The sequence below is a fragment of the Cupriavidus sp. 21MJTG02-4 genome (assembly GCF_057798975.1).
The window spans coordinates 14,968-27,645 of record NZ_JBYOJP010000010.1; the positions used below are offsets into that span (position 1 = coordinate 14,968).

At 68.0% G+C, this 12,678-nt stretch carries 10 protein-coding genes and 1 other RNA gene; 10 read left to right on the forward strand and 1 reads right to left on the reverse strand.

Translation table 11 applies throughout. The annotated features are described in order from the left end of the window. Positions 1–117 precede the first annotated feature (117 nt). Positions 118–216, reverse strand: an RNA gene (gene ffs / locus AC3FKH_RS19880) — signal recognition particle sRNA small type. A 132-nt stretch (positions 217–348) separates the two neighbouring features. Between ffs and AC3FKH_RS19885 the strand changes: the two genes are divergently transcribed. From AC3FKH_RS19885 to AC3FKH_RS19930, 10 genes are all read left to right on the forward strand, one after another. Next, positions 349–2,829 carry an adenosylcobalamin-dependent ribonucleoside-diphosphate reductase gene (locus tag AC3FKH_RS19885; RefSeq protein WP_488677529.1) on the forward strand — a complete coding sequence of 827 codons (2,481 nt, stop codon included), beginning with the start codon at positions 349–351 and terminating at the stop codon, positions 2,827–2,829. 99 nt (positions 2,830–2,928) lie between these two features. Further along, positions 2,929–5,097, forward strand: coding sequence for a DNA polymerase III subunit gamma/tau (locus tag AC3FKH_RS19890; protein ID WP_488677530.1), 2,169 nt, complete (start codon positions 2,929–2,931; stop codon positions 5,095–5,097). Between the two features lie 64 nt (positions 5,098–5,161). After that, positions 5,162–5,488: a YbaB/EbfC family nucleoid-associated protein gene (locus AC3FKH_RS19895; protein WP_224009115.1), complete on the forward strand. Its 327-nt coding sequence runs from the start codon at positions 5,162–5,164 to the stop codon at positions 5,486–5,488. A gap of 58 nt (positions 5,489–5,546) precedes the next feature. Further along, the gene (recR, locus tag AC3FKH_RS19900; RefSeq protein ID WP_488677531.1) at positions 5,547–6,161 is read left to right on the forward strand and encodes a recombination mediator RecR; all 615 of its coding nucleotides are present in this window, start codon (positions 5,547–5,549) and stop codon (positions 6,159–6,161) included. 43 nt (positions 6,162–6,204) lie between these two features. Further along, positions 6,205–7,110 (forward strand): LysR family transcriptional regulator, encoded by a 906-nt coding sequence (locus AC3FKH_RS19905; protein ID WP_483708496.1) that lies wholly within the window; start codon positions 6,205–6,207, stop codon positions 7,108–7,110. 148 nt (positions 7,111–7,258) lie between these two features. Further along, positions 7,259–8,455 carry a CaiB/BaiF CoA transferase family protein gene (locus AC3FKH_RS19910; protein WP_488677532.1) on the forward strand — a complete coding sequence of 399 codons (1,197 nt, stop codon included), beginning with the start codon at positions 7,259–7,261 and terminating at the stop codon, positions 8,453–8,455. Next, positions 8,452–9,426: a hydroxymethylglutaryl-CoA lyase gene (locus tag AC3FKH_RS19915; RefSeq protein ID WP_488677533.1), complete on the forward strand. Its 975-nt coding sequence runs from the start codon at positions 8,452–8,454 to the stop codon at positions 9,424–9,426. The genes AC3FKH_RS19910 and AC3FKH_RS19915 overlap by 4 nt, the downstream gene beginning before the upstream one ends. 76 nt (positions 9,427–9,502) lie before the next feature. Continuing rightward, positions 9,503–10,516 carry a Bug family tripartite tricarboxylate transporter substrate binding protein gene (locus AC3FKH_RS19920; RefSeq protein ID WP_488677534.1) on the forward strand — a complete coding sequence of 338 codons (1,014 nt, stop codon included), beginning with the start codon at positions 9,503–9,505 and terminating at the stop codon, positions 10,514–10,516. A 168-nt stretch (positions 10,517–10,684) separates the two neighbouring features. Then, positions 10,685–11,728 (forward strand): ABC transporter substrate-binding protein, encoded by a 1,044-nt coding sequence (locus AC3FKH_RS19925; protein ID WP_488677535.1) that lies wholly within the window; start codon positions 10,685–10,687, stop codon positions 11,726–11,728. 127 nt (positions 11,729–11,855) lie between these two features. After that, positions 11,856–12,668, forward strand: coding sequence for an ABC transporter ATP-binding protein (locus tag AC3FKH_RS19930; protein ID WP_488677536.1), 813 nt, complete (start codon positions 11,856–11,858; stop codon positions 12,666–12,668). Positions 12,669–12,678 lie beyond the last annotated feature (10 nt).

Sequence of the window (12,678 nt, forward strand, 5' to 3'; positions counted from 1 at the left end):
GCTGCAATAAGTTGCCGGAAAAGCCTGGGGATGCGTAGGGGATTTTTGCGGGACGGCCCATGTTCCGATCGGATTGACAGGAAGCGGGCGTCGGGCGGTAAAGCGGAGAGGAATGAGGTGGACGAGCCTGGCCCTCGGCACTGGTGGAAAACGGCTATGGCTGCTTCGTTCCCGACCTGACCAGGTTGACCGCGCCACCATGCGAGGAGGCCCGTCCGACCGGTATTGTAACCCAGAGTGGCGCACTGCGTTGAAATTGCATCAGGCTTGATTTGGGACAGGCGATATTCGCTGTCATGGCACGAGCATACCGGCTGCCCAATCCGGACACGAATAGTGAGCCAAGACATGAACGCAAACGACCAGATCCTCCGCGGCGCGCTGGCGCCGCAGGAAATCTCGACCGAAGTCCTGCTGGAGAAATACGCCAAGGGCGAAGAGCAGAGCGTCACCGACGTGCGCGAGCGCGTGGCGCGCGCCTTGGCGCAGGTGGAGGCCGGCGACCAGCGCGAAGCCTGGGCCGCGCGCTTCCTGTGGGCGCAGGAGAACGGCTTCGTGCCGGCCGGGCGCATCAATTCCGCCGCGGGCACAGGCATCCAGGCCACGCTGATCAATTGCTTCGTGCAGCCCGTCGGCGATTCCGTGTCGGAGCCGCGCGAGGGCCGGCCCAGCATCTACACCGCGGTCGCGCAGGCTGCCGAAACCATGCGGCGCGGCGGCGGCGTCGGTTATGACTTCTCGGCCATCCGCCCGGCGGGCGCGCTGGTGCGCGCCACGCATTCGCGCGCCTCCGGGCCGGTGTCCTTCATGAAGGTGTTCGACGCCTCATGCGCGACGGTCGAGTCGGCCGGCGCACGGCGCGGCGCGCAGATGGGCGTGCTGCGCTGCGACCATCCGGATATCGAGAGCTTCATCCACGCCAAGGACAAGGGCGAACTCAGCAACTTCAATATCTCGATCGGGGTCACCGACGCGTTCATGCGCGCGGTCGAAGGCGACGACGAGGTGGAACTGATACACGAGGCCGAGCCCGGCGCCGACCTGATCGCCAGCGGCGCGTACCGTCGCGACGACGGCCAATGGGTCTACCGCCGCATGCCCGCGCGCCTGCTGTGGGACCAGGTCATGCACGCCACCTACGACCACGCCGAGCCGGGCATCCTGTTCCTGTCGCGCATCAACGCCGACAACAACCTCTATTACTGCGAGACCATCGAGGCGACCAATCCCTGCGCCGAGCAGCCGCTGCCGTCGTATGGCTGCTGCTGCCTGGGGTCGATCAACCTGACGGGCTTCGTGCGCAAGCCGTTCACGCCCGGCAGCGAATTCGACTTCGATGCGTTCGCTGAGGTCGTCCGCGTGGCCACGCGCATGCTGGACAACGTGCTCGACGCGACGTTCTGGCCCTTGCCCGAGCAGCGGACCGAGGCCCAGGCCAAGCGTCGCGTGGGCCTGGGGTTCCTGGGCCTGGGCAGTGCGCTGGTGATGCTCGGCCTGCGCTATGACAGCGGGCCGGCACGCGAAATTGCCGCCCGCATCTCCGAGCGCATGCGCGACGAAGCCTACCTGGCATCGACCGAACTGGCCGCCGAGAAGGGCGCGTTTCCGCTGTTCGATACCGAGGCCTACCTGCAGAGCGGCTTCGCCAGCCGGCTGCCCGAGCCCGTACGCGAGGCGATCGGGCGCAACGGGCTGCGCAACTCGCACCTGCTGTCGATCGCGCCGACGGGGACGATCACGCTGGCGTTTGCCGACAACGCGTCGAACGGCATCGAGCCGGCGTTCTCGTGGACGTACAACCGCCGCAAGCGCATGCCGGACAACAGCTACCGCGCCTACGAGGTGGCCGACCACGCATGGCGGCTCTACCGTCACACGGGTGCCGACATGGAGCAGTTGCCGGACGCGTTCGTGACGGCGCTGCAGATGTCGGCGCTGGACCATATGCGGATGCTGCAGGCCGTGCAGCCCTATATCGACACCAGCATCAGCAAGACCGTCAACGTGCCGGAGGACTATCCGTACGAGGCATTCCGCAACCTGTATTTCGAGGCCTGGAAGGCGGGGCTGAAGGGGCTGGCGACGTACCGGCCGAACAGCGTGCTCGGTGCCGTGCTGTCCGTCAGCGCGCCGGCGGCGGCACCCGTCGCGGCGCCCGCGGCGGACGATCCGCTGGTGCGCCCGTTCGGCAGCCGCCCGGTCGGCGACCTGGAAGGTGTGACTTCCAAGCTCGACTACATGACCTACGAGGGCCACAAGACCGTCTACCTGACCGTGAATTTCCTGCGGGTCAGCGGCATGCTCGATGGCAAACCTGTCGAGATCGAGCGGCCGATCGAGTTCTTCATGCCGGCCGGGCAGCGCAGCGAGGGGCAGCAGTGGATCACCTCGACCATGCGCCTGCTGTCCATGGTGGCGCGCTCGGGCGGGTCGGTGGCCAAGTCGCTCGCCGACATGCGCAATGTCGTGTGGGACAAAGGCACGGTGCGCTACGGCACGCTGGCGCGTCAGGATGGCACGGAGGTGCCGCGCTTCCATGATTCGGAGGTGGCGGCGATCGGGTATGCGCTGCAGCGCATCCTGATCAAGCGCGGCTTCCTGGACGCCGAAGGTGGCCAGGTGCCGGTGGCCGGGCTGGCGGCGCGCCTGGCCAGGCGCGAGGGCGGCGCCGTCGCGGCGGAGAACGGGGAGGGCGCCACTGCCGCTGCCCCGGTCAATCCGGCCCTCGGCACGGGAAAACCTTGCCCGGAGTGCGGCGCGCACGCCCTGCACAAAGTGGACGGCTGTGCCAAGTGCGCCAACTGCGGATACGTGGGGGAATGCGGCTGACCGGGCCCGGCGCGAGCCCAGGCGGCGCCACGCCTGGCGGGCGGGCGGGTTGCCGCGGCGGCCGCCGTCGGCGCGCCGCCTTTTGCTACAATCGCCGCCATGAGTTATCAAGTTCTAGCGCGCAAATGGCGCCCCAGGGATTTCACCACGCTGGTCGGCCAGGAGCACGTGGTCCGCGCGCTCACGCACGCGCTGGAACAGCAACGGCTGCACCACGCCTACCTGTTCACCGGCACGCGCGGCGTCGGCAAGACCACGCTGTCCCGGATCCTGGCCAAGGCCCTGAACTGTACCGGCGCTGACGGCAACGGCGGCATCACCGCCCAGCCATGCGGCCAGTGCAAGGCCTGCATGGAAATCGACAGCGGCCGCTTCGTCGACTATATCGAGATGGACGCGGCCTCCAACCGCGGCGTCGACGAGATGGCGCAGCTGCTGGACAAGGCGGTGTACGCGCCGACGGCGGGGCGCTTCAAGGTCTACATGATCGACGAAGTGCACATGCTGACCAACCACGCCTTCAACGCCATGCTGAAGACGCTGGAGGAGCCGCCCGGCCACGTCAAGTTCATCCTGGCCACTACCGACCCGCAGAAGATCCCGGTCACGGTGCTGTCGCGCTGCCTGCAGTTCAACCTCAAGCAGATGCCGCCGGCGCAGATCGTGTCCCACCTGGACAACGTCCTGGCGCAGGAAGGCATCGGCCACGACGGCAACGCACTGCGGCTGCTGGCCCAGGCGGCGCACGGCTCGATGCGCGACGCGCTGTCGCTGACCGACCAGGCCATTGCCTATAGCGCCGGCCAGGTCTCCGAGGAAGCCGTGCGCGGCATGCTGGGCGCGATCGACCAGGGTTACCTGGTGCAGCTGCTCGATGCGCTGGCTGCCGAGGACGGCGCCGCGCTGATCGGTATCGCCGATGCGATGGCCGACCGCAGCCTGTCGTTCGCGGGGGCCCTGCAGGATCTCGGTTCCCTGCTGCACAAGATCGCACTGGCGCAGGCCGTGCCGGCATCGGTGCAGGAAGAATGGCCGGAAGCCGGCGACGTGCGCCGGCTGGCTGGCGTGTTCGATGCCCAGGAAGTCCAGCTGTTCTACCAGATTGCCAATCTCGGCCGCAACGAACTGGCACTGGCGCCGGACGAGTACGCGGGCTTCACCATGACGCTGCTGCGCATGCTGGCTTTCCGCCCGTCGTCCAGTCCGGAACCCCTGCCCGCCACGGCGGCGGGGCAGGGCGGTGGGGCTACGCCACGCGCGCGGTCTGCGGCTGCCGCGCAGGTTGCAGCACCAGTTGCCGCCGCCGAACCGGTAACCCGCCCCGTGGCGGTCGCCGCGCCGCCGGCAGCCGCCCCCGTGGCGCAGGCGCCGGTAGTTGCAGCGCCGGCCATGCCGGATGCCCGTAGCGACGCGCCGATGTCGCCGGCACGGGCGGCTCTGGCCGCGGCACGCCAGGCCTCTGCTGCTCGCGGCGGCGGTGGCGGTCGTGCGCCAGTTGCGGCGCCCATGCCGACGCCGACAGGCGGCGCCGCGCGCCAGCCGGCACAGCCGCTGCGCGCGCCCGCACCCACTACGGTGTCACGTCCCGCTCCCGCTCCCGCGCCCGTTGCAAGGCCTGCGCCGGCTCGCAAGCCCGAGCCGGAACCGGAAAGCGTGCCACCATGGGAAGCCTCCGGTGGCAGCGACATCCCGCCGTGGGAAGACCTGCCGCCCGACCTGCCAGCCTTTGGGCCGTATGACAGCGAGCCCGCGAGCCTGCGGCCGAAGGCGACGACTCCCGCGCGCCAGTCAAAACCCGAGGCCCCCGCGCCGGAGGCACCGCGCGCGCGGCCCGTAGCTGCAACGGTCGCGCCACGGCCGCCCGTCGCAGCGGAAGACGGCACGCCGCCGGTCTTCACCGGCGCGTGGCCTGCACTGGCTGCCAGCCTGTCGATCAAGGGGCTGGCGCAACAGCTGGCGTACCAGAGCGAATTGACCCAGGTGGTGGGCCGTACCTTCCACCTGCGCATCCCGGTCGCAGCGATCGGCGAGAATGGTGTCGCGGAACGCCTGCAGCAGGTGCTGTCGGACCATTTCGGCGTCGAAGTGCGTGTGCTGTGCGAAATCGGCGCGGTCACCGAAACGGCCGCCGCGGCCGATGCCCAGGCCCGCGCCGAGCGCCAGGCGGAGGCCGAGGCCAATATCGAGGCCGATCCGTTCGTGCAAGGCCTGCTGCGCGATTTTGGCGGGCAGATCGTGCCGGGCTCGATCCAGCCGCGCGTCGCCTGATTTTCCGGGCCGCGCGGGGCGCGGCCTTCCATCCGTTTACCATCGAATCCAGGAGCATTCCACCATGATGAAAGGTCAACTGGCCGGGCTGATGAAGCAAGCCCAGCAAATGCAGGAAAACATGAAGAAGATGCAGGAGCAACTGGCCCTGATCGAAGTCGAGGGCCAGTCCGGCGCCGGCCTCGTCAAGGTGGTCATGACCTGCAAGAACGACGTGAAGCGCGTCACCATCGATCCGAGCCTGCTGGCCGACGACAAGGACCTGCTGGAAGACCTGGTGGCCGCCGCGTTCAACGACGCCGTCCGCAAGGCCGAGGCAACCACGCAGGAAAAGATGGGCTCGATGACTTCGGGCCTGCCGCTGCCGCCGGGCTTCAAGCTGCCGTTCTGATCGATACGGCCGGCACGATGATGCGCGCAATGTCCATGTCGACGATGGGAGGGCGGTCGTGAAGGCTTCGCCGCCGACCTTGCTGCAGGCGCTGATCGAGGCGCTGCGGGTGCTGCCCGGCGTGGGGCCGAAGTCCGCCCAGCGCATGGCCTACCACCTGCTGCAGCACGACCGGGAAGGCGCGCGCAAGCTGGGCGACGCCTTGCGCGGCGCGGCGGATCATATCCGCCATTGCGCGCGCTGCAATACCTTCACCGAGCAGGAAATCTGCGAGACCTGCCTGGACGACCGGCGCGACGCCTCGGTCCTGTGCGTGGTGGAGACGCCCGCCGACCAGATCATGATCGAGCAGACCCTGACCTATCGCGGCAAGTATTTCGTGCTGATGGGCCGGCTCTCGCCGCTCGACGGCATCGGCCCCAAGGAAATCCATCTCGATCGCCTGCTGGCACGTGCCACCGATCCGGAGATGGGTGGTCCGGTGGGCGAAGTCATCGTCGCCACCAACTTCACCAGCGAAGGCGAAGCGACCGCGCACTACATCGGCGAAATGCTCAAGGCGCGCGGGCTCAAGGTGTCGCGCCTGGCGCGCGGCGTGCCGGTGGGCGGCGAACTCGAGTACGTCGATGCCGGCACCATTGCCCGTGCGGTGATGGACCGGCGCAATCTCTGAACCCTGGACTTCCGTCCGCCAACCATCTCCGGCAACGCCCGCAATGAACCTGGCCCGCTTCGATCTTGTCACGCTCGGCTTGTTCGTGGCCGTGGTCCGGCAGGGCAGCATTTCGGCGGGCGCCAGGCAGTCTCACCTGGCGGTGGCGGCCGCCAGCAAGCGGATCTCGGACCTGGAAGCGGCCGTTGGCGCGCCGCTGTTCTTCCGTCACGCCGCCGGTGTGCAGCTGACCGAGGCCGGGCAGGCCTGCTTCCACCACGCGCTGACCATCCTGCAGGACGTCGAGCGCATGGCCGGCGTGATGTCGGATTATGCGAGCGGCGTGCGCGGACAGGTGCGCGTCTGCTCCAACACCTCGGCCATCACGCAGTTCCTGCCGGATGACCTCGCGACGTTCATGCGGCTGCACCCGACCATCCGCATCGAACTGGAAGAGCAGAACAGCAGCGATATCGTCGCGGCGCTGGTCGAGAACCGCGCCGACGTCGGCATCTTTGCCGACCGCACGCCGAGCGCGGGCCTGGTGACCGTGGAGTATCGCCAGGACGAACTGGTCATGGTCACGCCGCCGGGCCACCCGCTTTCGGAGCGCGGGCCGGTGCGCTACGCCGATACCCTCGAATACGACTTCGTCAGCCTGCCGCAGGTGACCTCGCTGGCCGCGCGCCTGCTCGAGGAAAGCAGCCGGCTGGACCGCCCGTTCCGGCTGCGGATCCAGGTGCGCAGCTTCGACGCCATGTGCCGCATGGTGATGGCCGGGCTGGGCGTAGGCGTGCTGCCGCGCATCGCCGCCGAGCCGCATGTGAAGTCGATGGGCCTGTCGCTGGTGACGCTGCAGGATGCCTGGGCCAAGCGCTCGCTGCTGATCGGCATGCGCGATCCGGCCGGCCTGACCGTCTCGGCCCGGTTACTGATTACGCACCTTTGCGGCGATCGCGCGCCGTTCTAGCCACCTCACGGAAGGCCGCGGCCTTTCGCATTCCGAGAAAGCCCGCTTCACCGATTGCCGATTCCGGCCAGCGGGCCGCTGAGGCACACTCCGTCAAAACGCAATTGCGGCCCTCGTACCGAGAGGCCGCAACGGAACGGAGACAAGCATGGCGCAACAGATTCTCGAGGGCATCCGCGTCCTCGAACTCGGGCAACTGATTGCCGGCCCTTTCGCCGCCAAGACCCTGGCCGACTTCGGCGCCCACGTGGTCAAGGTGGAACCGCCCGGACAGGGCGACCCGCTGCGCAAATGGCGCATGCTGCATGAGGGCACCTCGGTCTGGTGGGAAGCGCAATCGCGCAACAAGGAGTCGATCTGCATCGACCTGCGTCAGCCCGAAGGTCAGGCGCTGGTGCGCAAGCTCGCCGCCGAAGCCGACGTGCTGATCGAGAATTTCCGTCCCGGCACCATGGAGAAGTGGGGCCTTGGCTGGGACGTGCTGCACGCCGACAATCCGCGCCTGATCATGCTGCGCGTGTCGGGCTATGGCCAGACCGGCCCGAAGAAGGACGAACCCGGCTTTGCGGCCGTGGCCGAGGCCATGGCCGGCCTGCGCCACCTGACCGGCGAGCCGGGCCGTGCGCCGGTGCGCGCGGGTCTGTCGCTCGGCGATACGATCGCCGGGCTGCACGGCGCGATGGGCGTGCTGCTCGCCCTCTACCAGCGCGATGCGCGTGGCGGCGAGGGACAGGTCATCGACGTGGCGCTGTATGAGTCGCTGTTCAACCTGAGCGAGAGCCTGCTGCCGGAGTACTCGGCGTTCGGCGCAGTGCGCCAGCCTGCGGGCGGCGCGCTGCCTGGCATTGCGCCGTCGAACGCCTACCCGTGCCAGAGCGGGGAATATGTTCTGGTGGCGGCCAATGGCGATGCCATCTTCAAGCGGCTGATGCATGCGATCGGCCGCGCCGACCTGGCCGAGGACCCGGCGCTCGCGCATAACGACGGCCGCGTGAAGCGCGTCGACGAGATCGACGCCGCCATTACGGCCTGGACTTGCAAGCAAGGCGTGGAACCGGTGCTGGCCGTGCTGCGCGAAGCCGAGGTGCCGTCGGGGCGCATCTACACCGTGAAGGACATTGCCGAAGACCCGCACTACCGCGCGCGTGGCGTGATCGAGTCGGTCACGTCGGCCGGCGGCCTGACCGTGGAAGTGCCCGGCGTCGTGCCGAAGCTCTCGGGCAGTCCCGGTGGCATCCATGATCGCGCGCCGACGCTGGGCGAGCATACCGATGCCGTGCTGGCCCAGGCCGGGTTTGACGCCGCGGCCATCGCAGACCTGCGTGCCCGCAAGGTGATCGCATGAGCGCCGCCGCAAGCTCTGCCCTGCGCGGCCCGGCCCGCATCGAGATCAATGAAGTGTCGCCGCGCGACGGCCTGCAGATCGAGCCGGTGGTGGTACCGACCGATGCCAAGGTGGCCTTTCTCGATGCGCTGTCCGCTTGCGGCTTCGCACGGATCGAAGCAACGTCTTTCACATCCGCCAAAGCCATCCCCGCGCTGGCCGATGCCGAGGCCCTGATGCACCGCATGCAGCGCCAGCCCGGCGTGCGCTACACCGCGCTGGTGCCGAACCTGCGCGGCCTGGAGCGCGCGCTGTCGTGCCAGCCGGACGAGGTCAACCTGGTGATGTCGGTCAGCGAAACCCACAACCGCGCCAACCTGCGCATGACGCGCAAGCAATCGCAGGCGCAGTTGCTGGCGATGATCGCCGAGGCGCGCGCCGCCGGCGTGCCGGTCAACGTGTCGTTGTCGACGGTGTTCGGCTGCCCGTTCGAGGGCGAGGTCGACAGCGGTGCGGTGATGGCGCTGGCCGAGACCTTTGCGCAAGCCGGCGCGGAAGGCATCACGCTTTGCGACACCACCGGCATGGCCTATCCGAACCAGGTGGCGCAACTGTGTGAGCTTTTCCAGCAGCGCCTGCCGGATGCGGGACTGACCATCCATCTGCACAACACGCGCGGCATGGGTCTTGCCAATGCGGTGGCGGCATGGGAAACCGGTGTTACGCGCTTCGATGCCGCCGCCGGCGGTTTGGGAGGCTGCCCTTATGCGCCGGGCGCCAGCGGCAACGTCGGCACCGAGGAACTCGTGCACATGTTCGCCTGCATGGGCGTGCAGACGGGCGTGGACCTGTCGGCGCTGCTTGGCGTCGTGGCCGGCATTCCCGCGTTGGTGGACCGCGAAATCGGCAGTCAGCTGCTGCGCGCCGGTCCGCGCCTGCGCACGCATCAGCCGCCGGCCTGGCTGGCTGACCACTTCGCCGGCCAGGACTAGGTTCCTGCGGCAAGCGCGCTGCCGCAAGGCGCGCGTCACCATAAAAAATCAGCAATAGCGATACCGGAGACATTCCATGAAGCAAGCCTTTTTCTTCCTGCCTGCGCGCCGCAAACTGATGGCGGCAGCCATGCTCGCCGTTGGTGGCGCCATCGCCGCGACGACCCCGCATGCCTTTGCCCAGGACGGCAGCTACCCGGCGCGCCCCGTCACGCTGGTGGTGTCGGCCGCGGCCGGCGGCACCACCGACCTCGCGGCCCGCATGATTTCCGAGCCGCTGGCCAAGGCCCTGGGGCAGGCCGTGGTCGTGGACAACCGACCGGGCGGCAACGGCAGCATCGCCGCGCAGGTCGTGGCACGGGCCAAGCCCGATGGCTACACGTTGCTGGTGCAGTACTCGGGCTTCCACGTCATCACGCCGCTGCTGGTGAAGAACCTGCCGTGGGACCCGGTCAAGGATTTCGCGCCGGTGGCCAACCTGCTGTCGGCGCCGCAGGTGCTGGTGGTGCGCCAGGCGCTTCCGGTCAAGTCGCTCAAGGAACTGGTGGCCTATGCCAAAAGCCATCCCGACAAGCTGAACTACGCGTCATCGGGCAACGGCTCGCTGCAGCATGTCTCGACCGAGTTGCTGAACCAGATGGCGGGGATCCACATCACCCACGTGCCGTACAAGGGCACCGGTCCGGCGATGACTGACCTGCTCGGCGGCAACGTCGACATGACGATGACCACGCCGCCGCCGCTGATGGGCCATATCGCCGCGGGCAAGCTGCGCCCGCTCGTGGTGACCAGCAAGACCCGGCTGCCCAGCCTGAAGGACGTGCCGTCCGCGCCGGAAGCGGGCTACCCCGACCTGGACGTGTCGTCGTGGTTCGCCATGTACGCACCGGCCGGCACGCCCAAGCCCGTGATCGACAAGCTGGCCGGCGAGATCGAAAAGATCATGCGCACTGAAGCGTTCCGCAAGAAGGCCGAGGAACTCGGCGCGCAAGCCGATTTCATGGGGCCGCAGCAGTTGGCGCAGTACCAGAAGGCAGAACTGGCGCGCTGGGCCAAGGTCATCAAGTCCGCCGACATCCACGCCGAATAAGCGCGGGCGGCAAGCCGATCGAAAGCAAAGGGGCGTAAGCTCGGGCCGGCTGCCATTTGGCCGGCTTTAGGTGTTCGCCCCGATGCGGGTCCGTGAAGGGTCCGCTAGCATCGCACTGAGCCGCCGCGCGGCACGCCGTTTGCAGACCCCAACGGGCAGGAGAATCAAATGGATAACAAGAAATTCTGGAAACAGTTGCTGATCGCGCTGGCGTTGTTCCTGGCGGGGTGGCTCACCTTCGGCCAGGCGCAGGCACAGGGCAAGCCGGAAAAGACCAAGGTCACGATTGCCGTCGGCGGCAAGAACCTGTTCTATTACCTGCCGCTGACCATCGCCGAGCGGCTTGGCTACTTCAAGGAAGAAGGGCTGGACGTCGACATCGTCGACTTCGCCGGCGGCGCCAAGGCGCTGCAGGCCGTGGTCGGCGGCAGCGCGGACGTGGTGTCCGGCGCGTACGAACACACCATCGGCCTGCAGGCCAAGGGCCAGCGCTACCAGGAGTTCGTGCTGCAGGGCCGCGCGCCGCAGATCGTGCTGGTGGTGTCGAACAAGACCATGCCGGGCTTCAAGTCGGTCGCCGATCTGAAGGGCAAGAAGATCGGCGTGACCGCGCCGGGCTCGTCGACCAACATGATGGCGAACTTCGTGCTGGCCAAGGCCGGTCTCAAGCCGTCGGACGTGTCGTTCATCGGCGTCGGCGCCAGCGCCGGCGCGGTGGCGGCGATGCGTTCGGGCCAGATCGATGCCATGGCCAACCTGGACCCGGTGATCTCGATGCTGACCCAGAAGAACGAAGTCCGCATCGCATCGGATACCCGCACGCTCAAGGACACGCAATCGGTGTTCGGCGGCAATATGCCGTCGGGCTGCCTGTATGCGTCGTCGGCGTTTATCCAGCAGAACCCGAACACCACGCAGGCGCTGACCAATGCCATGGTGCGCGCGCTGAAGTGGCTGCAGAAGGCCGGCCCGTCGGACATCGTCAAGACCGTGCCGGAGAGCTACCTGCTGGGCGACCGCGCGCTGTACCTGGCAGCCTGGGACAAGGTCAAGGAAGCGATCTCGCCGGACGGCGTGATGCCGGCTGACGGTCCGCGCACCGCGCAGAACATGCTGCAGCAGTTCGATGCCGAACTGAAGGGCAAGATCATCAAGCTGGAAGACACGTACACCAACGCGTTCGTGCAGAAGGCCAACGCCAAGTACAAGTAAGCCCGCGCCATCTTCGCCGCCGGCCCGCTGTGCGCAGCGGGCCTTTGCTTTGGGCGGCGGTGGCCATTCACTCACTCGATCCGAGCCGGCGCAAGCCGCGGCGGCAAGGCCAACGAGACGTTTTCCCATGAGCACTCCCGCACTTTCCCTCGACAAGGTCACCTGCACCTTTGTCTCGCGCGAAGACCGCAACCAGCGCTATACGGCGGTCAAGGACGTTACCCTGGCGATCCAGCCGGGCGAGTTCGTATCGGTGGTCGGCCCGACCGGCTGCGGCAAATCCACGCTGCTCAATGTCGGCGCCGGCCTGCTGGAGCCGTCCACCGGCAAGGTCACGGTCTTCGGCGAGCCGCTGCGCGGCATCAACCAGCGCGCCGGCTACATGTTCCAGGCCGAGGCGCTGATGCCGTGGCGCAGCGCGCTCGACAACGTGGTGGCGGGACTGGAGTTCCGCGGCGTGCCGCGTGCCGAGGCGGTGAAGCAGGGCGAGGAATGGCTGCGCCGCGTGGGCCTGGGGGGCTTCGGCGACCGCTATCCGCACCAGCTCTCCGGCGGCATGCGCAAGCGCGTCAGCCTGGCGCAGACGCTGGTGCTGGACCCCGACATCATCCTGATGGACGAGCCGTTCTCCGCGCTCGATATCCAGACGCGCCAGCTGATGGAAAACGAGGTGCTGGACCTCTGGGCGGCCAAGCGCAAGGCGGTGCTGTTCATCACGCACGACCTCGACGAGGCGATTGCCATGAGCGACCGCGTGGTGGTGCTGTCCGCCGGGCCGGGCACGCACCCGATCGGCGAGTTCGCGATCGACCTGCCGCGCCCGCGCGATGTGGCGGAGATCCGCAACCATCCGCGCTTTGTCGAGCTGCACGCCGCGATCTGGGACGTGCTGCGCGAAGAAGTCCTGAAGGGCTATGCGCAGCAGCGCAACGCGGCCTGAACCCGACGGC